Origin of the sequence: Halorubellus litoreus (assembly GCF_037081675.1) — an archaeon.
GTDB classification, from domain to species: Archaea; Halobacteriota; Halobacteria; order Halobacteriales; family Natrialbaceae; genus Halorubellus; species Halorubellus litoreus.
In genome coordinates this window covers 660,721-684,151 of sequence record NZ_JAZAQL010000001.1, presented here as the reverse complement: position 1 = coordinate 684,151, position 23,431 = coordinate 660,721, and the positions used below count along the sequence as shown (strand labels likewise).

General features: G+C 69.7%; 19 protein-coding genes. 11 read left to right on the top strand and 8 right to left on the bottom strand.

What is annotated here, in order from left to right; translation table 11 throughout:
* The first annotated feature begins 44 nt into the window (after window positions 1-44).
* A complete protein-coding gene (locus tag VYJ16_RS03420; protein ID WP_336348910.1) occupies window positions 45-2,300 on the top strand; it encodes a PAS domain S-box protein in 2,256 nt (751 codons plus the stop codon).
* A 41-nt stretch (window positions 2,301-2,341) separates the two neighbouring features.
* Here the strand turns inward: VYJ16_RS03420 and VYJ16_RS03415 are convergent, their stop codons facing one another.
* Complete coding sequence (locus tag VYJ16_RS03415; RefSeq protein ID WP_336348909.1) at window positions 2,342-2,923, bottom strand: LURP-one-related/scramblase family protein; 582 nt, start codon at window positions 2,921-2,923, stop codon at window positions 2,342-2,344.
* A gap of 117 nt (window positions 2,924-3,040) precedes the next feature.
* Here VYJ16_RS03415 and uvrA point away from each other — a divergent pair, with 117 nt between their 5' ends.
* The 5 genes from uvrA to VYJ16_RS03390 all read left to right on the top strand — a co-directional run bounded on the left by uvrA (window position 3,041) and on the right by VYJ16_RS03390 (window position 10,239).
* Complete coding sequence (gene uvrA, locus VYJ16_RS03410; protein ID WP_336348908.1) at window positions 3,041-6,064, top strand: excinuclease ABC subunit UvrA; 3,024 nt, start codon at window positions 3,041-3,043, stop codon at window positions 6,062-6,064.
* Window positions 6,065-6,475: 411 nt separating this feature from the next.
* Window positions 6,476-6,955 carry a type IV pilin N-terminal domain-containing protein gene (locus VYJ16_RS03405; RefSeq protein ID WP_336348907.1) on the top strand — a complete coding sequence of 160 codons (480 nt, stop codon included), beginning with the start codon at window positions 6,476-6,478 and terminating at the stop codon, window positions 6,953-6,955.
* A gap of 56 nt (window positions 6,956-7,011) precedes the next feature.
* Window positions 7,012-8,052: a beta propeller repeat protein gene (locus VYJ16_RS03400; RefSeq protein WP_336348906.1), complete on the top strand. Its 1,041-nt coding sequence runs from the start codon at window positions 7,012-7,014 to the stop codon at window positions 8,050-8,052.
* Window positions 8,053-8,230: 178 nt separating this feature from the next.
* Window positions 8,231-9,322 carry a geranylgeranyl reductase family protein gene (locus VYJ16_RS03395; RefSeq protein ID WP_336348905.1) on the top strand — a complete coding sequence of 364 codons (1,092 nt, stop codon included), beginning with the start codon at window positions 8,231-8,233 and terminating at the stop codon, window positions 9,320-9,322.
* A 2-nt stretch (window positions 9,323-9,324) separates the two neighbouring features.
* Window positions 9,325-10,239 (top strand): metallophosphoesterase, encoded by a 915-nt coding sequence (locus tag VYJ16_RS03390; RefSeq protein WP_336348904.1) that lies wholly within the window; start codon window positions 9,325-9,327, stop codon window positions 10,237-10,239.
* Window positions 10,240-10,277: 38 nt separating this feature from the next.
* Here VYJ16_RS03390 and VYJ16_RS03385 read toward each other — a convergent pair whose 3' ends face one another.
* From VYJ16_RS03385 to VYJ16_RS03355, 7 genes are all read right to left on the bottom strand, one after another.
* A complete protein-coding gene (locus VYJ16_RS03385; protein ID WP_336348903.1) occupies window positions 10,278-13,265 on the bottom strand; it encodes a PAS domain S-box protein in 2,988 nt (995 codons plus the stop codon).
* Window positions 13,258-14,706, bottom strand: a complete 1,449-nt coding sequence (locus VYJ16_RS03380) for an ATPase domain-containing protein (RefSeq protein ID WP_336348902.1) — start codon at window positions 14,704-14,706, stop codon at window positions 13,258-13,260. The genes VYJ16_RS03385 and VYJ16_RS03380 overlap by 8 nt, the downstream gene beginning before the upstream one ends.
* 131 nt (window positions 14,707-14,837) lie before the next feature.
* On the bottom strand, window positions 14,838-15,947 hold the full coding sequence (gene ygfZ, locus VYJ16_RS03375; protein ID WP_336348901.1) for a CAF17-like 4Fe-4S cluster assembly/insertion protein YgfZ: 1,110 nt from the start codon (window positions 15,945-15,947) through the stop codon (window positions 14,838-14,840).
* A gap of 106 nt (window positions 15,948-16,053) precedes the next feature.
* Complete coding sequence (locus tag VYJ16_RS03370) at window positions 16,054-16,347, bottom strand: DUF6432 family protein (protein ID WP_227132215.1); 294 nt, start codon at window positions 16,345-16,347, stop codon at window positions 16,054-16,056.
* Window positions 16,348-16,402: 55 nt separating this feature from the next.
* Window positions 16,403-16,765, bottom strand: coding sequence for a DUF8060 family membrane protein (locus tag VYJ16_RS03365; RefSeq protein WP_336348900.1), 363 nt, complete (start codon window positions 16,763-16,765; stop codon window positions 16,403-16,405).
* Window positions 16,762-17,796 carry a DUF7490 domain-containing protein gene (locus tag VYJ16_RS03360; protein ID WP_336348899.1) on the bottom strand — a complete coding sequence of 345 codons (1,035 nt, stop codon included), beginning with the start codon at window positions 17,794-17,796 and terminating at the stop codon, window positions 16,762-16,764. Before VYJ16_RS03360 ends, VYJ16_RS03365 begins: the two co-directional genes overlap by 4 nt.
* 86 nt (window positions 17,797-17,882) lie before the next feature.
* A complete protein-coding gene (locus VYJ16_RS03355; protein WP_336348898.1) occupies window positions 17,883-19,289 on the bottom strand; it encodes an MATE family efflux transporter in 1,407 nt (468 codons plus the stop codon).
* A 54-nt stretch (window positions 19,290-19,343) separates the two neighbouring features.
* Here VYJ16_RS03355 and VYJ16_RS03350 point away from each other — a divergent pair, with 54 nt between their 5' ends.
* The 5 genes from VYJ16_RS03350 to VYJ16_RS03330 all read left to right on the top strand — a co-directional run bounded on the left by VYJ16_RS03350 (window position 19,344) and on the right by VYJ16_RS03330 (window position 23,175).
* A complete protein-coding gene (locus VYJ16_RS03350; RefSeq protein ID WP_379762003.1) occupies window positions 19,344-19,742 on the top strand; it encodes a gamma-glutamylcyclotransferase family protein in 399 nt (132 codons plus the stop codon).
* 315 nt (window positions 19,743-20,057) lie between these two features.
* The gene (locus VYJ16_RS03345) at window positions 20,058-20,972 is read left to right on the top strand and encodes an MBL fold metallo-hydrolase (RefSeq protein WP_336348896.1); all 915 of its coding nucleotides are present in this window, start codon (window positions 20,058-20,060) and stop codon (window positions 20,970-20,972) included.
* 213 nt (window positions 20,973-21,185) lie between these two features.
* Window positions 21,186-21,728 (top strand): universal stress protein, encoded by a 543-nt coding sequence (locus VYJ16_RS03340; RefSeq protein WP_336348895.1) that lies wholly within the window; start codon window positions 21,186-21,188, stop codon window positions 21,726-21,728.
* A gap of 2 nt (window positions 21,729-21,730) precedes the next feature.
* Entirely contained in the window at window positions 21,731-22,291 is a 561-nt protein-coding gene (locus VYJ16_RS03335; RefSeq protein ID WP_336348894.1) for a GNAT family N-acetyltransferase, read from the top strand.
* A 74-nt stretch (window positions 22,292-22,365) separates the two neighbouring features.
* Window positions 22,366-23,175 (top strand): N-acyl homoserine lactonase family protein, encoded by an 810-nt coding sequence (locus VYJ16_RS03330; protein WP_336348893.1) that lies wholly within the window; start codon window positions 22,366-22,368, stop codon window positions 23,173-23,175.
* Window positions 23,176-23,431 lie beyond the last annotated feature (256 nt).

Below are 23,431 nucleotides of genomic sequence, written 5' to 3'. Positions count from 1 at the left end.
GACACTTTCATAGTCACGCCCCCGCCTAGGGACATGCGACGCGGATGAGCGCGCAGACCGCAGTCCTCTACGTGCAAGGGGACGAAGACACCACTCGACACGCCCTCACCGACCGCGAGGACCTCCTGGTGTACACCGCCGCCACGCAATCGGAAGCCAGCGACGTCCTCGGCTCCGCACGCGTCGACTGCATCGTCTGCCCGAACGCTCGCTCGGACGGCCCGAGCGGCCGACGCCTCCTCGAACGCCTCACCACCAGCCACCCCGGCGTCCCCGCCATCCTCACCAGTCGCGACCCCGACGACGACCTCGCCGCTGCCGTCGCCGCCGGCGCCGCAACCGAATACCTCCCACTCGGCGTCTGGTCGGACCCTGAAGCGCGCCTCAGCGAACGCATCACGCATCACGCCGACGCACGCGTCACCAGCCCAAACGACCAGACGCTCGGCGGCCTCCTCGCCACCGCCCGCGAACTCATGACCACGCGCCGACCGGCGTCCATCGCCGCCGTCGTCACCGACGCTGCCGTCGACATCCTCAGCTTCGAACGCGCGAGCGTCTGGCTCGTCGACGACGTCACCGCACTCGCCGCCGTCCACGACGCCTACGACGACCCGCGAACGCTCGCGCTCGCCGCCGCCCGCCCCGACGACCACGACTGGCAGACCACGTACGACGCCGGCGAAGAACCCGTCGGGCGCGTCTACGAGAGCGGCGAACCGACCGTCATCGAGCACGACGACTGCGCGCTCATGTTCTTCCCGCTCGGCGACCACGGCGTCCTCGCCGTCGGCGCCGACGGCGTCGACGCCATCGACGACGCCGACGTCCAACTCGCCGAGATACTCGCCGCGAACGCCGCCGCCGGCGTCGACCGCGCCCGCCGCGAACAGACCCTGTCGCTCTACCAGACCGTCGTCGACAACGTCCGCGAGATGATGTACGTCCTCGACGAACGCGGCCGCATCGTCCTCGCGAGCGACGAGGTCGTCGACGCCTCCGGCTACGACCGCGAGGACGTCCTCGGCTCGCACGTCTCCCGGTTCTTCCCCGACGACGGCCTCGAACGCGGCACCGAACTCATCGTCGACCTCCTCGAGGACGACGACCCGAACGCCACGCGCACGTACCGCGCCGACGCCCTCACCGCCGACGGCGACCCCATCCCCGCCGAGATCGAACTCTCCGTCCTCCGCGACGACGACGGCACCTACCAGGGCACCATCGGCGCGATCCGCGACATCAGCGACCTGCTCGCCGCCGAAGCGGAACGCGACCGGGAACGCGACCGCTTCCGGTCGCTGTTCGAGCACCTCCCCGACCCCGTCATCGACTCCAGCTTCCAGGACGGCGAACCCGTCATCGACTCCGTCAACCCCGCGTTCGAGCACGTATTCGGGCACGACGAAGCCGACGTCGTCGGCACGCCCGTGAACGACATCCTCGTCCCGAACGACGACGACGACGAACTCGCGGACGAACTCGACGCGCGCGCACTCGCCGACGAGAACGTCAGCGCCGAGATCACGCGCTCGACCGCCGACGGCGACCGCCACTTCCTCTTCCGAGGCATCCCGTACCACGTCGACGGCGACGACGTGCACGCGTTCGGTATCTACACCGACATCACCGACCAGTACGACCGCGAACAGCACCTTCAGGTCCTCCATCGCGTCCTCCGGCACAACCTCCGCACCGACATGGGCATCGTCACCGGGTACCTCGACCAGCTCGCGGAGGACCTCGACGACCCCGACGCCGTCGGCATCCTCAGGCACGTCATCGGTCGCGCCGAGGACGCCGCCGCACTCGCCGACAAGGTCCACCAGCTCGAACAGGTCATCCGGAAGGACTCGACGTTCACGACCGGCCCGACGAACGTCGCCGACCACGTGCGGTCGCTCGCCGACAGACTCCGCGACACGTACCCCGACGCCACCATCACCACCGACGCGCCCGAGGAAGCGATCGCGAACGCCGACGAACGCCTCGACCTCGCCGTCGAGAACCTCGTCGAGAACGCCGTCGAGCACGCACAGCGCCCCGACCCCGTCGTCGAGGTGCTCGTCGAACCCACCGAAGCCGGCGGCGTCGACATCGTCGTCGCCGACAACGGCCCCGGCATCCCAGACCACGAACGCGACCTCCTCACCGGCGACCGGTCCGTCTCGCGCGTCGAACACGGCGAAGGCCTCGGGCTCTGGGTCGTCTCGTGGGTCGCGCGGTCGCTCGGTGGCGGCGTCTCCTTCGGCGACCCCACCGAAGGCAGCGAGGTCGTCCTCGAACTCCGCGCGGCCTGACGCCCGAACGGACGCGTCGGGCCGCGACGGCGACCGCTCGGTCAGTTCCCCTGGATGGCGTCGATGACCATCGCCGCCGCGATGACGGGTTCCTTCGGGACGTCGCTCGCGTCGTCGATGTGGATCTCGTAGCGGTCCTTCAGCGAGAACTGGCCCTCGATACTCCCGACGTGGTCGCCGTCGCGGTCCGTGATCTCGTACTTGTGCGGAATCCACCCACCGAACGGCAGGAAGTTTCGCGCGAGCGTGACGAGCGTCCCACGCGAGTTGATCTCCGCGAGCTTCGCCTCCGTCTTCGCGTCCCGGATCTTCCACGTGTCCTGGAAGATGCTGTAGTCGTTGTCGAGGATGACGAGGTCCTCGCCGGTCCGTGCGTCCGTCAAGACGTAGTTCCCGGCGACGTCGATGATGCCGCCCGCTTTCACCGTGAACACCTCGTTCCCGTCCGCGTCCACGAACGGGAACTCCTCCTTCATCTTGAACATCTTCTGCTTCCCGCGGATGAGGACGTTCCCGCGAGAATCCATCGCCTTGTACTTGTTCCGGACGAGCGCCTGCTCGACCGTGTAGTGGTCGTCAACGAGGTCCAAGCCCTGGATGTCGTAGGAACGATCTGTGTCCATACCGTCCCTTGCCCGAGTAACCGACTTAAACCAATGGACGGGCTGCCCGGACGCGGAACCCCACCGTATCGAACGCAACCGACAACCCTTCACTGGTGCAGTCACTGTCTACCCCCAATGACAAAGGAGTACATCGAGGTCCGTGGCGCGGAAGAACACAACCTCAAGGACATCGATGTCGAGATCCCGCGCGAGCAGTTCAACGTCGTCACCGGCCTCTCCGGGTCCGGGAAGTCCTCGCTCGCGTTCGAGACCGTGTACGCCGAAGGGCAACGTCGCTACATCGAGTCGCTGTCGGCGTACGCGCGGAACTTCCTCGGCCAGATGGACAAACCGCAGGTCGAGACCGTCGAAGGCCTCTCGCCCGCCATCAGTATCGACCAGAAGGCCGCGGCGAACAACCCGCGGTCCACTGTTGGAACCGTCACCGAACTCCACGACTACCTCCGCTTGCTGTACGCTCGCGTCGGCACCCCGCACTGCCCCGAGTGCGGGCGCGAGGTCGGCGAGCAGAGCGCGCAGGAGATGGTCTCGCGCATCATGGAACTCCCGGAGGGCACGAAGGCGAAGCTCTGCGCGCCCGTCGTCCGCGACCAGAAGGGCGCGTTCGAGGACGAGTTCGACCGCCTCGTCGCCGACGGCTACGCCCGCGTCGAGGTCGACGGCGAACCGTACGACCTCACGATGGACCGACCCGACCTCGACGAGAACTACGACCACACGATCGACGTCGTCGTCGACCGCATCAAGGTGAGTACGGAGACGCGACCGCGCATCACGGACTCCGTGGAGACGGTGCTCGAGGAGGCCGACGGCGTCGTGAAGGTCGTCGTCCCCGATCCGCCCGAGGGAGCGGCGGAAGCCCTCGGTGGGTCCGCGGCACGCTCCACTGGCGCGCTCGGTGACGCCGGCGACGACGCGGACGAGACCGAGACCGACGACCGCCTCGTCGTGGAACTCAGCGAGGCGCTCGCGTGTACGCACTGCGGGATCGACATCCCCGAGATAGAGACGCGGTCGTTCTCGTTCAACTCCCCGCACGGCGCGTGCCCGGAGTGCGAGGGCATCGGCGAGACGAAGGAGGTCAGCGAGGACCGCGTCGTCGTCGACGAATCGAAACCGCTCAAGCACGTGTTCGAAGCGTGGAGCTACAATCGCTCGTACTACCAGACGCGCCTCGACGCGGTCGCCGAACACTTCGACGTGAGTCTGGACACGCCGTTCGAAGAACTCGACGACCACGTCCAGCAGGCGTTCCTCTACGGCACCAGCGAGGAGGTCGTGTTCAAGCGCCAGACGAAGAACGGCACGCGCCGGAAGGAGAAGCGCTTCGAGGGCGTCATCCCGAACCTCGAACGCCGCTACCTGGAGACTGACTCGGACTCGACGCGCGACCACATCGAGGACTACATGAGCGTCACCGAGTGCCCGGCGTGTGACGGCTCCCGGCTCAAGCCCGCGAGCCGTGCCGTCCTCGTGGACGGCACGAGCATCGCGGAGGTGAACCGCCTCAGCATCGGGGACGCGCTCGCGCACTTCGACGGCGTCGAGGCGAACCTGAACGAGCGCGAGACGAAGATCGCCGAGGAGATCCTCAAGGAGATCCGTGCGCGCCTCGGATTCATGACCGAAGTCGGCCTGGAGTACCTCACGCTCGACCGGGAAGCCGCGACCCTGTCTGGGGGCGAATCCCAACGGATCCGGCTCGCGACGCAGATCGGGAGCGGGCTCGTCGGCGTGCTCTACGTGCTCGACGAACCGAGTATCGGTCTGCATCAGCGCGACAACGATCGCCTCCTGAACACGCTCGAGGAACTCCGTGACCTCGGGAACACGCTCATCGTCGTCGAGCACGACGAGGAGACGATGCGGCGCGCGGACAACGTCATCGACATGGGGCCCGGCCCCGGCAAACGCGGTGGCGAAGTGGTCGCGCAGGGCGACTACGACGACATCGTCTCCACCGAGAACTCCGTCACCGGCGACTTCCTCGCCGGCCGCAAACAGATTCCCGTGCCGGCACAGCGCCGGAGCGCGGACGCGTTCCTCACTATCGAGGGTGCGCGCCAGCACAACCTGAAGGACCTCGACGTCGACCTCCCGCTCGGGTCGTTCACCGCGATCACGGGCGTGTCCGGCTCCGGGAAGTCGACGCTCATGCACGACGTCCTCTACAAGGGCCTCGCGCGGCGGATGAACGACAACACCTCGGTGAATCCCGGCGAGCACGACGACATCACGGGCATCGAGGACGTCGAGACGGTGCGACTCATCGACCAGAGCCCCATCGGGCGGACGCCGCGGTCGAACCCGGCGACCTACACTGGGGTCTTCGACTACATCCGCGAGCTGTTCGCGGAGACGAAGCTCTCGAAGCAGCGCGGGTACGAGAAGGGCCGGTTCTCGTTCAACGTCAAGGGCGGTCGCTGCGAGGAGTGCGGCGGCCAGGGCACCGTGAAGATCGAGATGAACTTCCTCAGCGACGTCTACGTGCCCTGCGAAGCCTGTGACGGCGCGCGGTACAACGACGCGACGCTGGACGTGACGTACAAGGACGCGACCATCGCGGACGTCCTGGACATGAGCGTCGACGAGGCGTACGACTTCTTCGAGTCCTCGGGGCAGCTCCGCCGGCGCCTGAAGCTCCTGAAGGACGTCGGCCTCGGGTACATGCGGCTCGGGCAGCCGTCGACGACGCTCTCCGGCGGGGAAGCCCAGCGCATCAAGCTCGCGGAGGAACTCGGGAAGAAGGACTCCGGGAACACCCTCTACTTGCTCGACGAGCCGACGACGGGCCTGCATTCGGCGGACGAGAAGAAGCTCATCGACGTCCTGCATCGACTCGTCGACAACGACAACACGGTCGTCGTCATCGAGCACGAGCTCGACCTCGTGAAGAACGCGGACCACGTCGTCGACCTCGGCCCCGAGGGCGGCGAGAACGGCGGCGAACTCGTCGCCGAGGGGACGCCCGAGGACCTCGCGCGGACGGACGCGTCCCACACGGGCCGCTATCTGCGCGACCTCCTCCCGGCGGTCGAGGCGGAGGGGCCGCGCGGCGAGCGCGTGGAACCGGAGACGCGCGACATGGAGCACGCCGACGACGAGGAGGTCGAGGCGGCACCGGCGACCGACGACTGACAGCTTCTCGCGTCACTTCTCCTTTTCGCGTCGCTGCTACTTGTCGCGTCGCTGACGCCACGAGCGTTGGTGTTGGCCCGAGCGTCGCTAGCGGGTGTGATGGCGAACAGGCGGCGCTCGGGGTCCCCGGGCGGTGCGCCGCGCTCCCGTCGTGGCCGCGCCGGGGCGGTGGTCAGTGCACGCCCGGGTTCGCCGCGCGTTCGGGTTTGAACGTTCGGGGCGACGGTGGAGGTTCTGCGGTGACGGCACCGCCATCTCTCGGTTTATTAAAATCGACTTGATTTCTCATGCAGTCTTCTGACCCAGATGACTACGCCCCTCGCGTCTTAATTTCGAATATCCGGTAGCTATATTAACTAAGCGTTCGTGTGTTCCAGCCGAACGGACGAGCAACCGTCCGGTGTATCCACCATGGAACTCGGGGCCCTGCTCGCGGACGACGACGCGGTATCGCCAGTCATCGGTGTGATACTGATGGTCGGAATCACGGTCACGATGGCCGCGGTCATCGGCGTGTTCGTCCTCGGCGCGAACACGACGACGTCGGTCCCCGACGCCGAATTCCGGTACGTGTCCGAGGAGGGCACGGCGGACGGCTGGGGGAACGACCCGAACGAGGAGTTCATTATCGAGCACGACGGCGGGGAGGACATCGACACGGATCGCGTGACCGTCGAGTACGCGGGCAGTCCACCGTCCGGGCACCCGTGGCTGGAGACGACGAACCATCCCGGTGACGTCTGGCAGCCCGGCGAGGAGTGGGTGCTCGGGGTCACCACCGGTGAGACCAGTGCATTCGATGACGGCGAGCAGGTGCTCGTGCTCTGGACGACGCCCGACGGCGCGTCCTCGCAGATCCTCGCGAACGGCGACCTCCCCGACCTCTCCTGATCTCTCGGGGAACGGACGGCGCGGCGCTTTTCCGGTCGCGTCGCGTGAGTCGTGGTATGCTGTATCTTGCGACCGACCGTCGCGTGGCGGTCGTCGACTCGTCGGTGCCAGTGGTCGAGGAGGCGTTCGTGCCCGCTGCTGACGAGGACGACGATGCCGACGCGGACGGCGTTCGCGTGGAGTGCGTGGCGGCGTCGCGGGCACGGCCGGAACGCGCGTTCGTCGGGACGGCCGGCGAGGGGTTGTTCCGGTCGACGGACGGTGGCGGGTCGTGGTCGCGGGTCGCGCTCGGCCCACCTGTGGACGGCGCGGACGCGTCGCACGTGACGGCGGTGGCGGTGGCGCCGTGGGACCCGGACGTCGTGTTCGCGGGGACGGAGCCGTCGCGCGTCTACCGGTCGACCGACGGCGGCGACTCCTTCCAGCACCTCTCGGGCCTGGTCGAGTTGCCGTCGAGCGACGAGTGGGCGTTCCCGCCGCGACCGCACACGCATCACGTGCGGTGGCTGGAGCCGGACCCACATCGGGAGGGTCGCGTGCTGGTCGCGGTGGAGGCGGGCGCGCTCGTCGTGCTGGACGTCGCGGATGGGACTGCGTCGTTCCGCGAGCGACCGCCGGGGTCGCGTCGGGACACGCACTCGATGGCGACGCACCAGGACGCGCCGGGGCGCGTGTACGCCGCCGCTGGTGACGGGTACGCCGAGAGCACCCGTCACGGTGACGCGTGGGAGCACCCCCAGGACGGGCTCGGGCATCGGTACTGCTGGAGCGTCGCGGTCGACCCGGCCGACCCGGACGTCCGGCTCGTGAGCGCCGCGACGGGCGCTCGGACCGCGCACACGCCGGCGAACGCGGACACGTACGTCTACCGGAAGCGCGGCGACGACCCCTGGGAGCGCGCGATGGACGGCCTCGGTGGCGCCGACGGCCAGACCCGGCCAGTGCTCGCCGCCGGCGACGACGCCGGCGCGTTCTACGCCGCGTCGAACCGCGGACTCTACCGGACGACAGACGCTGGCGACGCGTGGACGCGCCTCGACGTTGACCTCCCCTTCGGCGAGGGCGGCGGGACGGCTCGGGGCCTCGTCCACGTCTGACTCGCCAGCGGCGGGCCGTCGTCCACCCAGCGGCGGGCCGTCGTCCACCCAGTGGCGGGCCGTCGTCCACCGGCCGGGGTTTACATGAGACGTAAACTCTGGTGGGTTGCCTCTCGGTTGCTGGGGCTGCGGCGGGGTTTCCGTGACTGCTTTACTCCTCGCGTGGGTCAGTGGGGGCATGTACGATTTCGTCGTCGTCGGCGTCGGCCCCGCCGGCGCGCGGTTCTCGCGGCGGGCGGCCGAGGCCGGGTACGACGTGCTCGCGTTCGAACAGGGCCGGCTCGGTGAGCCGCTCGCGTGCTCGGGGCACGTCTCCGGAGATATCTGGCAGTACGCCGGCGAGGGCGCTCGCGACGACCTCCTCCAGAACGAGGTGTACGGCGCGCGCTTCCACGTCGAGGGGCCCGAGAGCGACTTCGAGGACTTCTACAAGACCGAGGTCGTGTCGAACGTCATCGACCGCGTCGGCCTCGACCGCCACCTCGCCGAGCTGGCGCGAGAGGCGGGCGCCGAGGTCCGCGAGGACCACACCGTGACGAACGTCGACGAGGGCGACGACTCGGTGACGGTGACGGTCCGCGGCCCGGACGGCGTCGCGGACGTCGAGGCGAAGATGGTCGCGGGCTGCGACGGCCCGACGTCTCGCGTCCGCCGCGACCTCGACCTCCCGGAACCGGACGAGCTCCTCCACGGCGTGCTCGGGTTCAGCGACGAGGAAGACCACGGCGACCGCGTCGACGTCCACCTGACGATGCCGGAGTTCTTCGCGTGGCGCATCCCGCGCGGCGACGCCGGCGTCGAGTACGGCCTCGCCGCGTCGCCGGGCCCGGACGTGAACGAGCTGTTCGACGACCTCGTCGGGCCCGCCGGGTACGACGTCGACGTCACGAAGCGCTGCTCGGGGCTCATCCCGGTCGGCCCGGCCGACTCGGTGACGAGCCACCGCGGGTTCCTCGTCGGCGATGCGGCCGCACAGACGAAGCCGTTCACGGGCGGCGGCATCCTCTACGGGATGCGCAGCGCCGACCACGCGGCCCGCGAGATAGAACCGGACCGGCCGGGCACCCTCGGCGCGTACGAGGCGGCGTGGCGCGACGAACTCGCGACCGAGATACGGCTCGGGCACTGGATTCGACGCGCGTACTCGCTCCCCGAACCCGTCCAGCGCCTCGGTCTCAAGGCGTTCTCCGGCGAGATCGGCGTGCACATGGACCGGCCGACGAGCGTGTTCTCGCGCGAGCACCTCGCGAGCTGGCTCGGGCGGTCGTGACGATGCCCGACGACGGGTCGGCGCGCTACGCTGACCGTTCGGCGCGCGACACCGTGTTCGCGCTCGCCGACGACGAGTCGTATCCGCCGACGGTCGTCTCGCTGTCGGACGTCCACGGCTACTACGACTCGTTCGCGTCCGCGCTCAGGCTCCCCGGCGACCACGCCGAGTTCGCGCCGCTCGTCGAGCGCGACGACGACGGCGACCTCCACTGGGTGGGAGGCAAGAATGGGCGCGAGTACGTCCTCGTCGCGAACGGCGACCTCGTCGACCGCGGCGGCGATAGCGAGCGCGTCGTCGAGACGATTCGACGCCTCCAGCGCGAGGCACCAGCGGGGCACGTCCGGTACCACTGCGGGAACCACGAGCAGTTCGTGCTCGCGGGCGGCGTCGGGTCGGCGGACTGGTACTGCGATAGGGTCGACGACGCGACCCGGCGCTCGTTCTTCGACGCGGTCGCCGCCGGCGACCTCGCGGTGGCGTACGACGGCTACGAGTACACGTACAGTCACGCCGGCGCGGTCGACGGTCTCGACCCGGCGCGAGCGAACGACGCGTTCCGGGCGGTCGTCGCGAGCGTCGCGGACGTCGTCGGGACGGATGCCGACGCGTATCGGACGTTCGAGCGCGCGTTCGACGAGGAGTGGGTGAGTCGCGCCGGGCGCGACCACCCGAAGGGACCGGACGCCGGGCCGCTCTGGCTCGGCTGGGAGCATCTCCCTGGGGACGCGCCGAAGCAGGTCGTCGGGCACACGCCCCACGAGCGCGTGACGCGGAAGGGGAACGTCGTCTGCGAGGACGTCACGAAGAAGAACGCCGGCGAGCGCGGCGGCGAAGCGGTGACCGTGGAGACGCCGGACGCGTTCCGCGCGCTCGAACGCACCGCCGACGGGGGCGCGCGCCTCCGGGACGTCTAGCCACCTACCGACCTCGCGGCTGGCAGTGCGTGGCCGGGTCAGTCCTCGACTATCGGGAGTGCGAACGTCACGAGGTTCCCCTCGGGCGTGCTGTCGAACGCGAGCTGGCCGCCGAACGTCGTCGCGGTCCAGCGGACGAGCCAGAGGCCGAGTCCGCTCGCGTGCTCGAGGGGCGTCTCCACGTCGGACTCGAGCACCGCGACCTCCTGCTCGGGGATGAGGGGTGCGTCGTCGGCGACGACCACCCGCGCCTCGCCGTCGCTCCGACTCACCGTCACGCGCACCGACGGGTCCGCGTTCGGATTGTGCGCGACGGCGTTCTCCACGAGTTCGGCGATGGCGAGCTCCACCGCTTCGTTCCCGCGAACCCGGAGCGACGCCGCCGACTCCAGCTCGCAGCTGACCGACGCCCGCTCGGTCGCCGCTGCGACGTCGTCGACGACGTCACGAGCGACCGCGCAGATCTCGACGGTCCCCAGCGACGAGTGCGCGTCCTCGAGCGCCTGCTGGAACGCCCGTGCCTTGTTCGCTATCTCCAGGACGTCCGACGCCGCCTCCTCGACCGCTTCGACGGACTTGCGGACCGCGTCGTCCTCGTGGTCGGCGAGTGCGCGCGTGCGACCGGTGACCACGTTCAGGTTGTTCCGGAGGTTGTGCCGGAGGACGCGGTCGAGGACCGCGAGGCGTTGCTCGTTGTCCTTGAACTCCGTGAGGTCGCGGATGACGCCGACGGTCCCACCGAAGTCCTCGCCGGGGAGTGGCGCGATGGCGACCTCGCAGTCGCGCTGGTCGCCGTACCGCGTCATCACGTCCACCTCGACCGTCTCCCTGTCCGGGCCGGCCGCCGAGAGGAGCGTCGAGATGACGCGCTCGCAGGCCTCGAAGTCGTCCGCCGGAAAGATGGCTCGTGCGTGCTCGCCGACGATGTCGTCTCGCTCGTACCCGGTGAGGTCGACGAACGCGTCGTTCACGCTCGTGAAGTAGCCGTCCTCGTCGAGCGTGTATATCGGGTCGCCGGCGGTCTGGACGATGGTCTCGTACCGCTCGAGCTCGCGCTTGCGTTCGCGCTGCCCGGTGACGTCCCGGAAGTACAGCGTCAGGCCGTCGTCGCTCGGGTACGCCGTCACCTCGAACCACAGGTCGAGTTCGTCGTAGTGCGCCTCGAACGTCCGCGATTCACCGGTCTCGAGCGCCTCGTGGTACTGCGTCCAGAACGCCCCGTCGACCTCGCTCGGGAACGCCTCCCAGAGGTTCCGGCCCTCGAGCTCGTCGGCGGTGTACGGCAGGAGCGACTCCGCTTGCTTGTTCACGAACGTGATGTCGTAGTCGGCGTCGAGCGCGATGAACCCGTCCTTGATGCGTTCGAGCGTGTTCTCCAGGTCCGCGGTCGTCGCCGCGAGCTCGGCCTCGCGTTCGGCGCGGTCGAGCGCGACCGTGACGTGGTCCGCGAACGCGTGCCCGGCGTCCCGCACCGCTTGCGTGTACTCGCGCTCCGGGTCGGCGGCACCGATGAGCCCGTGGTCGCCGAGCGAGAACACGAGCCCCGTCTCCGCGTCGGTCTCGTGGTCCGTGACCGAGACCTCGGTGACGTTCGCGCCGTCGACGAACGCCGTCCAGTCCTTCGACCCGGATTCGATCGGCACTGCCTCGTCCACGCCGGCAACTGCGACCGGTTCCAGGCGCGTCCGGTCGTCGTTCGGGAACCAGCAGACGACGACGTCGAGTTCGAGGATGTTCCGGAGGGACTCGACCGCGGACTCCGCGACCTCGGTCGGCGTCCGCGCGCCCTGCAGTCGCTCGGTCGCCTCGTGCAGGTGCTCGAACAACCGCATCCGTTCGCGGCGCTCGGTCACGTCACGCTGGAACCCCAGGAAGTGCGTGACCGTCCCGTCAGCGTCTGACACGGGCGTTATCGTGAGTTCGTTCCAGAACGGCGTGCCGTCCGCGCGGTAGTTCCGTATCGTCACCGACACCGGTGCCTCGACCTCGAGCGCCGCGCGGATCTCGTCGACGACCCTCGGGTCGGTGTCCTCGCCCTGGATGAACCGACAGTTCCGACCGAGGGCGGCGTCGCGGCCGTATCCGGTGAGCGAGCAGAACTCGTCGTTGACGTACACGAGCGGGTGGTCGTCGGCTTGCGCGTCGGCGATACTGACGCCGACGCCGGCCTCGCCGACCGCGCGCTCGAACACGCGGAGCCGTTCGATGCGAGCCTCCCGCTCGGTGACGTCCTGCGCGAGCACCTGCGTCGTGTCGTCCTCGACGACGCTCACCGAGAGTTCGACGGTGCGTTCACCTGTGGTGTCCAGACCCACGCGGTCGGCCGCGCCGATAGCCTCGGGCGGGTCCTCGCACTGGAGGTGGACCGTGATCGTCGACGACCCGTCGCCGTCCAGCGCCGCCGCGACCGCATCGCGGTCCGCGGGCTGCACGAACGCGGAGAACGCCGACCCCCGAACCGTCGCGGCGTCCACGCCGACGAGCGACCCGGCGCGCTCGTTCGCGTACGTCACCGTCCCCGCGTCGTCCAGGACGAACAACCCGATCGGGAGGAGTTCGACGAGTCGCTCGTACTCGCGAGAGCGCTCCTGGAGTTGCGTTGCGAGCACGCGCGCCCTGAGGAGGCTGTCGACTCGTCGCTTCAACGACGGCGTCCGAAGCGGCGTCTCCAGGACGTCGTCCACGACCTGGAGGACCTGCTCCGTGCTCGCCGCAATGCGATCGCCCTGCGAGCCCTCGGCGACGAGCAGGCACGGCGTGAACACCGACGACGCCGCCTTCCAGCGCTCTATCTGCGGTGCAGCAGTCCGGAGTGCGCCCGCGTCGACGACGTACAGGTCCCCGTCCGCCGGGAGGTCATCGGGTGCCGCCACCCGCACGTCGTACGCCTCGTCCTCGAACCACGACTCGAGCGACCGGCGGACGCTGGCGTCCGCGACGCCGAGCACGACCGTCGACGCGTCCGTCGCCAGCCACGTCGTCGTCCGGCCGTTCGACGCCAGTCCGTCGCTCGAGCGGTCACTCATCTTCGCGAGACCACTCCGGCGTCCCCGTCAGGATCCCTCTGAGGTCCCTGAGGGGCTCGCCGATGTCGATTCCGTCCGCGGTTATCTCGAACTCGCGGAGCGTCCGCTCGAAGTCGCTCGAGCGCTTCTTCAGGACGCCGACGGCCTTCCGGAGCTCCCCGCGGTACTCGAGGTACCGGAGGAAGAGGATGTTGTCCGCGAGGTAACTGATGCGTTCGCTCGTCGGCTCGAAGTCGCCCGTGACCGTGTGCACGTCATCGGTCAGGAGGACGGTGACGCCCATCCCGCGGAGGTACCGGCAGAGCGCGTGGAGCTCCCGGACGAGGTCGTCGTCGGCGCCACGGATCGCGGTGCGGTACCCCGCGATACCGTCGATGACGACGACGCGCGCACCGCGTTCCTCGACCTCCTCGCGGACGCCCGCGGCGAACTCGTCGGGCGACACCGCGAGCGCCTCCACGGTCTCGAGCGCGAGACTGCCGTCGTCGAGCATCGACGACACCGGCATCCCGATCGCGTCCGCGCGATGCACGAACGTGTCCTCGGCCTCCTCGAAGAGGTACGCGACCGTGCGCTCGTCGCGCTCAGCCGCCGCGACCGCGACCTGCGCCGCGGTCGTCGTCTTCCCGACGCCCGTCGCGCCACTGATGACCGTGACCGTGCCGGGAGATATCCCGCCGCCGAGGATGCGGTCGAACTCCCCGACGCCCGTGGACTGCATCGTCGCTTCGAACTCGCGGGTCCGCACGTCCGGAACGAGCTTCGGGTACACGTGCATCCCGTCGCCGTCGATGGTGACCGTGTGCGTGCCCGACTGGAACGACGCACCGCGGTGCTTGCGGACGCTGATGGTCCGACCCTTCCGCTCGTGTGCGAGCTCGATGCTGCCGTCGGCGACGAACTCCAGGTCCTCGTCCGGCGACGCCGTCGTCGGCTGCGTCGAGAACAGGAGCGTGGCGTCCCCGTCGCGGACGTACGACGTGAACGCGCCCACCTCGTCGTAGAACGCGCTCTGGTCCGCGGTGAACTGCCGGAGGCGCGACAGCGGGTCGACGAACACCCGATCGGGGGCGTGAGCTTCGACGGCCTCGCGGATCCCCTCCGAGAGCGACGGGCCGCGATCACCGGGCGCGAACACGTCGTACGCGCCGCCGTCGCCGAACCGGTCGGCGTCCGGACTGAAGTCCACTATCTCGACGCCGGAGAGGTCGATACCGACGCTCGCCGCGTTCGCTCGGAGGTTCTCCGCGGACTCCTCGAGGGAGACGAACAGCGAGGTCTCGGCGTCGTCCGCGGTCAGGAAGTGCTCGCCGAGGATGGTCTTCCCCATCCCGGGCCCGCCACGGAGGAGGTACGCTCGGTTCGGGACCAGGCCGCCTTCGAGGACGTCGTCGAGGCCCTGGACCCCCGTGGAGAGGCGCGCGGTGGGGGTGGTAGACATACGTGAAATCTAGATACGGCGAAATATAAACCTGCCCACCGGTTTCATCCGTTCAAACCGCAGGACGGCGGTGGTTTGAGCGTCCACGGTCGCCGCCCCGTGACCGACGCCGTCGCGGGGGTGGCGACTGCTCAATCGTAGGTCGGGACTCGCGCGGACCGGTCGCTGCCGTCGACGAACGGGAGCGCGACCACGTCGCCGTCGAGCGCACCGTCGTCGTCGGCGACGTCCACCGCGACGTGCTCGACGTCGGCGTCGTAGGGGACGAGCGCGAACGCGATACCCGCCTCGCGGTGCGGACTCCACGCGGCTCGCGTCACCTCCCCGGCGTCTTCGTCGTCGACGCTGACGGTCGCGCCCGCACCCGGGAGCGCGTCGCCGTCCTCGACGCCAGGGAGCTCCACGCCGACGAGTCGCCGCGACGGCCGGCCGACGTTCTCGACGCGCGCCACCGTCTCCTGCCCGACGAAACACCCCTTCTCGTAGTCCACGCCGTTCCGGACGCCGGTGACGTTCGGCACCCGACCGTCGAGTTCCGTCTGGAACAACGGCGTCCCGGCTTCGAGCGTCAGCGTCTCCCAGGCCGCGTACCCGAACGGCGTCGCGTTGTTCCCGTGATGCAAGAGGGTGTCCCACACCCGCTCGGCTTCGCTCGCGGTGCAGACGACCTCGAAGCCCTCCTCGCCCGCGAGCCCGTCGTTCCGGATCACGGTGACGCCCGCGTCCCCCATCGACCCGCGAACGAACGACAACGGCTCCGCGGGCGTTCCCGCGCCGTTCAGGACGCTCGCGACCTTCTCCGTCGCCTTCGGGCCGTGCACGCCGAACACCGCGAAGTCGTCGCTCGCGCGCGCCACGTCGACGTCCTGCACGAACGTCCGCGAATCCCACTCCTCCGCGAGCCACCCCGCCTGCCCCGGCGGCGTGAAACACAGCAACCGGCCGTCGGCCTCGTACACGTACATGTCCGTGCGAACGCGCCCCTCCGGCGACAACAGCAGCGCGTACGCGCCCTCGCCGTCCTCGCGCGGCACGACGTTCGTCACCGCGTCGTTCACGAACTCCCGGCGGTCGCTCCCCGACACCGTCACCACGCCGTACGCCGCGTCGAACGCGCCGACGACGTGCCGAACCGCCATCGCCGTCCGCGCCGGCCGCCCGTAGTCCCGGACGACGCGACGGCCCCCTCGCTCGACGAACGTCGCCCCGTGCGCCTCGTGCACGTCATCGATGATGGTCATGTGGAGGCGTGGACGCCCGAACGGCAAGAGCAGTACGGTCCCGGTTCGCACGCACCGACGTCGCCACGACCCGAGACCACGCCGCAGCACTGCACGCTGTCGCGGCTCAGAACGGAAGCTTGTCGCGGAGCGCGTCGAACAGCGACGGCTCGTCGTCCTCCGGGTCCTCGGGGACGACGCGCGGGTCGGGTTTCAGGAGCGTCTGCCCGCCCGACCGGTCGACCTCGATGAGGTCGTCGTCCTTCAACTCCGTGAGCGCCGGCTCTATCTCGTCGATACCGGCGTCGACGTGCGACCGGAGTTCGAAGACGGTCATCCCCTCCTCCCCGCGTTCGACCAGGGCGTCGAGCACCGAGACCGACACGTCGTCGCGGTCACGGAACTCCCGCTTCGCTCTCATCACGCAGTAGTTCGACGGGAGGGACTTTGACCCTTGCCCCAAACCCGGGGGGTCTCTAGCGGAGGTTCCGGGACAGCGAGACGATGCCCGCGAGCGCGGTCGCGAGCACCGCGAGCGCGAACGCCGCCTGCAACGCCGGTTCGTACTTCCGGCTCGCCCAGATCGAGATGAGTCGCGTCACGTTCGTGTAGAACGAGAACAGCGTCGCGACGGCGACGAGCACGAGGACGACGAGCGCCAGCCACTGCAGGCGCTCGTAGAGGTCGCCCTCGAACAGCCCGCTCCGGGAGCGCCCGCGCGGTTCGCGGTCGCGGTCGTCGCGCTCTCGACCGGGTCGGTCGCCGCGGTTGTCGCGGTCGCGGTCGTCTGCGTCGCTATCTCGGCTGGCGTCGGTCGTCGAAGTGGAATCGTCGGTCATTGTCGAGTCCTCGCGATGAGTGCCGCGGCGACGAGCGCGACGACGGCGACGGCGACGCCGAACCCGGGCTGGCCGCCGCTCCCGCCCGCCTGCGTCTCGGTCAGTGGCTCCTCGGTCCCCTCCTCGCGTCCGGACTCCGTCGACTCGAAGTCGCTGGCCTGGAAGCCCTCGTCGTCGTCAGTGGTCGTGTTGTCGTCCACCCGGAGGCCGGTGCCGGGCGCGAGGTTCGCGGTGGAGCGCGCGGTCGCGACGACCGTGCCGTCGCGCCACAGGACCGCGTCCAGGTAGTAGTTGTAGTCGTCGGGCACCACGATGGTTCCCGTGGGCTGCACGGTCTTCCCGCTCCCGACCGCGCCGAGTTCGACCGTCGTCCGGTCGGCGACGACGTTCGAGCCGTTCTGGCGCGCCGTCAGGACGAGTTCGAGGTCGTCGACGGTCCTGTCGCCGGTGTTCGTCAGGTACGTCGACACCGACAGCGTCGACCGGTTGTTCTCGACGGCGTCGATACTGTACTCGATGACGGGCAGGCCCGCGTCGAAGTCCTGGAACTGGAGGGGCGTGTCGCGGTAGTCGGGCGTGAGCGTGCCGACGCCGTCGACGTCGCGGACGCCGGTCTCGACGCGCGACCCGTTCACGTACACGATCGCTTGCACGTCGTAGCCGCCCTGGCGAGCGACCGTGAGCGCGCCCTCGCGACTCCGCGTGACGTCGCCGTCGAGCGTCCCGTAGGAGAGGCGCTGGGTCGCTGCGACGAACCCGGTATCGTGGTCGACGGCGCGCAGGAGGACGGTGACGTTCTCGGCGGCACCGCCGCGCTGCGCGAGGAACGGCCGGACGCGGAGGGTGGCGTTCTCGCCGCCGACGTCACCGGGCGCTATCGTCATCTCGACGACGTCGACCATCGCGGGCTTCTCGGGGCGGTCTGGCGTGTCCTCGGGTGGGTCGAGCGCGCCCGGGACGCCCACGGCGACGCCGACGCCGAGGACGACCGCGAGCGCGACCACGCCGAGGAGGAGGGACTCGGTTCGCACGTCACGGAATCCCGAGAGAGACTACAAGTGTCTTGTGTACCTCGTGACGCCGGCGAAATCAAGTGTCCCGGTGGTTCAGTGCGCACTCAGTCGTCGCCGGCGCTCCCGCGTTCGCGCAACATGTCGCTCGCGCGAGTCGCCCAGTCGCCGCGCCAGAACCCGAGCGTGACGATGGTCGCGGCGCTCGCGTAGTGGAGGACGACGCCCGCGAGGATGCCGGGGACGCCCCAGCCGAGTTCGACGCTCGCGACGTACGAGAACCCGAGGTAGAACGCGAGGAGACTGACGACCCGCGCGACGAGCGGCGTGCGGGTGTCGCTCGCGCCCTGGAGCGCGCCGGAGACGACGACGAACGACACGAGGAACGGCGCGGCGACGCCGAACGTCCGCGTGAACGCCACCGCGTTCGGGACCGTGCCCGGGTCGGTCGTGAAGAACCCGACGAGCGTCGGCGCGAACGCGAAGATGAGCGCGCCCGCGGTCCCGACCGTGACGAGGCCGAGCGTCGCGGTCGCCCACCCGTTCTCGCGCGCCGCCGCCGCGTCGCCCTCGCCGAGCGCCTGCCCGACGACGACGCTCGCCGCGACGTTGAACCCGCGCGAGAGCGGGCCCGTCACCTGCTGGTAGATGCGCAAGCCGATCTGGTACGCGGCGTTCACGTCCGTCCCGAACGACAGGAGGAGCGCGTTGAACGGGAAGTTCGCGAGCGTGTTCGACAGCCCCTCGACGATCCGCGGCGCGGAGACGGCGACGAGCTGGCGGCCGACTATCGTCGACCGCGGGCGAACGAACCCGACGTCGGTCGCCGAGGACGCGATGAGGGCAGCGAGGACGAGCGCGATGAAGACGTTCCCGGCGGCGGTGGCGACGCCGACGCCGACGACGCGATAGCTCGCGACGCCGAACAACCCGAGGCCGAGGACGAGCGACCCCGCGATGTTGAGGAGGTTCCCGGCGACGTTCACGACCATCGGCGTGCGCGTGTCGCCGGTTCCCTGGAGTGCGCGCGCCGCGGTGAGGCCGACGATGCGAGCGGGTGCGGTGGCGAAGATGATGGCGAGGTACGCGCCGCCGACCCGCGCCACCTCGTCGGGCGCACCGAGCAACGCGATGGCGGGTTCGCCGAACAGGAGGCCGAACGCGACGAACGGGACGCCCGCGAGGAAGGAGATGAGGACCGCCTGGGTCACGGCCTCGTCGCGGTTGAGGTCGGCTCGTGCGGCCGCGTCGTCGTCTCTGTCGGTCCCGCTCGCGGCGCCGGTGTCCTGACTGGAGAGCGCGATGGCGCCACCGCCGAGGCCGAGGCCGACGCGGAGCGGGAACCTGGCGTAGAGGTCCGCGAGCCCGATGGCGGCGACGGCGGCCGGCGAGAACGCGGCGGTGACGAACACGTCCGTCGTCCGCATCCCGGTGCGGACCGTCTGCTCGACGGATATCGGCCAGGAGAGTCCGGCCACTCGCCGCCAGACGCGCTTCGTCCGCCGCCAGTCCATGCTCTCAGTCGAACGGGCGCGGGTTTCAGGGTGGCGGAACCCGAAGTCCGCGTCGTGCACGCCTTCGTCTACGGGACGCTCACCGACCCCGACCGCGTCAGCGAGGTGCTCGGCGACCGCGCGTGGTCGTTCGCCGGCGACGCGACACTCCGCGGCCTCCACCGGGTCGACGGCCGATACCCGACGCTCGCCCCCGGCGGCGAGGTCGACGGGCGACTCCTCGAGACCGACGCCGTCGACGCACTGGACGCGTACGAGGGCGTCGCTCGCGGCCTTTACGTCCGCGTGGCCGTTCCGACGACCGGCTTCGAGGGCGCGAGCGCGGCCGTGTACGTCGGCGACCCCGACCGCCTCGACGTCGCCGAGTCGGTCGCGTGGCCCGGCGACGACGACCTCGCGGCGCGCGTCCGCCGGTACGTCGACGCGAACGACGTCAGCATCGCCCCCCGATGACCATGGACCTCGCCAGCCGACTCGCACCCTCGACCCCCGGTTCGGTGCGGCAGACGGACGTCGAACTGGCGTCAGACGCCGATTCGAACCCGTCGCAGTCGTGCGATTATACTTTCACTCCGGTTGGATGGGGTTTATGTATCTCCCTCCCCGTGTTCTGGTTGCATTCGGGGTGTCACACGCTCCCCGATGTTTCCCCTTTGGCACCAACGACCCGCGAGCGACAGCGCGGTCGAGCTACTGACTCGACTGATAGCGTAGTCGAGCTACTGCCGCGACCGACCGACTTTTGGCCCGTCCCCGCCCGCTTCCTGTATGACACGAGGCGACGTCACCGAAGTCACGACGGGGGAGTGCACGGACCTCTACCACGTCGACACCGGGATGTACGACGTGGACGCCTACGGCGCGGTCTACCTGCTCGACGCCGAGGAGCCGGCGCTCGTCGACACCGGCATCGGCACGCACTACGACCGCGTCCTCGACCTGCTCGAGTACGCCGACGTCGACCCCGAGGACGTCGCGTACGTCGTGCCGACGCACGTCCACCTCGACCACGCCGGCGGCGCGGGGTTCCTCGCCGACGAATGCGAGAACGCGACCGTCGCCGTCCACGCAAACGGTGCGCGCCACCTCGTCGACCCGACGCGGCTCTGGGAAGGCACGAAGTCGGCGGTCGGCGACCAGTTCGAGTTCTACACCGAACCCGAGCCCGTCCCCGAGGACCGCATCCGCGAGCTCGAAGACGGCGACGTCGTCGACCTCGGCGACCACGAACTCCGCGCGCACGACGCTCCCGGACACGCCCCGCACCAGCACGTCTTCCACGACCCCGCGAACGACGCCGTCTTCACCGCGGACGCCGCTGGCATCTACGTCCCCGCCATCGACGAAGTGAGGGAGACCACGCCGCCGCCGCAGTTCGACCTCGAACAGGCGCTCCGGGACGTCGAGACCATCGCGAACCTCGACCCCTCGACGCTCCTGTACGCGCACTTCGGCGCGCAACCGACCGACGACCGCCTCGAACGCTACGAGGCGCGACTCACGGACTGGGTCGCAGCCGTCGAACGCGCCCAGCAGGAACTCGGCGACGACGACGCGGTCGTCGAGCACTTCGTCGAGAACACCGAGATGGACGCGGTCTGGGGCGACCGGAAGGCGAGCGCGGAGACCGCGATGAACGTCCGCGGCGTCCTCGCGTACCTCGACCGGAAACGCGACGACTGACCGCGCGGAACCGTAATCTGACGATACGGGCTCTATCCGTTCTCGTCCTGGACGCTCGTTCTTTCTCAATCGTCCAGGCGTGTTGTTCTAGGTGTTTAATCCTCTGGTGGTGTGGTTATGGGCAGCCGTTATCCGTGTCCGCGAGCGAGAGCTAGCCAGGATGAACCCACGCATCGATGGCCCGCCGACCGAACCGGCCGCGGAGGACCCCGAATGACCGAGTCGACGCGCGGAACCGCCGCCGCTGCAGGCCAGGACCTCGGCGTCGCGAACGACGTTCGCGCGCGCCGCGACCACCGCGACACCGTCCTGCTCCCCATCGGGTACGGCGACGCCGAACGCGTCGAGACGCTCGCGAACACCGCCGCCGAGGTCGCCGGCATGATGGAGACCACCGTCCGCGTCCTCCACGTCTTCACCGAAGACCGGTACGCGGCCGTCCGCGACCGACTGAACTACCACCAGGACGAGCGCCCCGACCCCGACGACCTCGTCGGTCGCGTCGCGCCCGTCCGCGACGTCGTCGGCCGCCTCGAGGAACCGCTCCGCGCCTGGGGAACGACCATGGACGTCGACGCGCGCGTCGGCGACGACGTCGCCGGCGAGATCGTCGCCGCGGCCGACGCCGTCGACGCCAAGCGCGTCCTCGTCGGCGGCCGGCGACGCACCCCAACGGGGAAGGTAGTCTTCGGGAGCACCGCCCAGCGCGTCGCACTGAACGCGCCGTGCCCGGTGACGTTCGGCAGGGACGACTGAGGATGTCGAGCGAACCCATCCACGGGCCGGCCCCCGCCAGCGACCGTCGCCCCGACGACGAGGGCGTCGACGACCGGCGCAGCGACGACGCCCGCATCGACCGGTTCGTCGACGACGACGGCCGCGTCGTCGCGTTCGAGCGCTATCGGCCCGAGCGCTACGGCGACGTCGACGCGATGTACGCCGACTTCGCGCCGGCGTATCGCGCCCAGGGCTTGCCGCCCGCGACGGACGCCGGCCGCACCGAGTGGCTGTCGGTCGTCCTCGACGAGCTGTCAGTGCTCGCCGTCCACGACGACGCCGTCGTCGGGCACGCCGTCCTCGTCCCGGACGACGCCGACGCGCACGAACTCGGCGTCTTCGTCCACCAGGACCATCAGGACGCCGGCGTCGGCACCGCGCTCCTCGACGCGACGTTCGAGCACGCGCGCTCGCTCGGCGTCACCGACGTCTGGCTGACCGTCGCCCAGTCGAACCACCGCGCCCGACACGTCTACGACCGCCTCGGGTTCACCGAGACGTCGAGCAAGGGTCGGAGCGTCCGGTACGCAAAGGAACTGTAGCGACCCACTGTCCGGACGACGGCGCCGTCGGTGCATTGGCCGAACTTAAACCCGCGGCACCCCTACGAGATCCCGTGACCGCAGACCATCTGTACACGCTGAACACGGGGCACTGGACGTTCGACTTCTCGATGGCCGTACAGATGACGAACCTCGGCGAACCGTACGCCGGAACGTGCCCGGTGTACCTCGTCGAGCACCCCGAGGGCACCGTCCTCTTCGACACCGGGCTCTCCTACGACATGAAGGAGAACCCCACCGAGTACGGGCCCGATGGCGCGCCCCACATGGCGGAGTTCGTCGACGCCATCGAGATGGACGAATCCCAGCGCGTCGAACACCTCCTCGAGGACGTCGGCTACGGCCCCGGGGACGTCGACGTCGTCGTGATGAGTCACCTCCACACCGACCACGCCGGGAACCTCGACCTGTTCGTCGACGCCGGCTGCGAGATCGTCGTCCAGAAGGAGGAACTCCGGTACGCGTGGGCGCCCGACGGCGTCCAGCGGTTGTTCTACCTCACCGGCGACCTCCTCCCGCTCCGCCGGCTCGACGCGAACGTCACCCCCATCGAGGGAGAGTACGACGTCTTCGGCGACGGGAGCGTCGTCGCGTTCCCGACGCCCGGCCACAGTCCCGGCCACCAGAGCCTCCAGCTCGAACTTCCCGACGCCGGCACCGTGATTCTGGCCGCCGACGCCGCGAACCACCGCCAGGGGTACGAGGAGGAACTCGCCGCGTCGTTCGCGTGGAGTCTCGAAGCGAGCGTCGACTCCATCCGCGACGTCAAGCACCGCGAACGCATCCACGACGCCGACGTCTACGTCCACCACGACCCCGACGACATCGGCAGCCTCCCCGAACCACCGGAAGCGCTCGAGTGATCGCCGACGCTCCGGGAAGGCGTCGTTCCGGGCGTCGGATTCGCGTCCCTCGCTGGCCGTTACGTTCACGAACCCCCACGCGCAAGGTCAACCAGTACCGGCCCTGAAACGCACGCAGGTTCGTGAGCGAACGCCGACGATGCCGGCGGCGCGAACTACACGGGCGATGCAGGTAGTGCGGGCGATGCAGGTAGTGCGGGCGATGCAGGTAGTGCGGGCGATGCAGGTAGTGCGGGCGATGCAGGTAGTGCGGGCG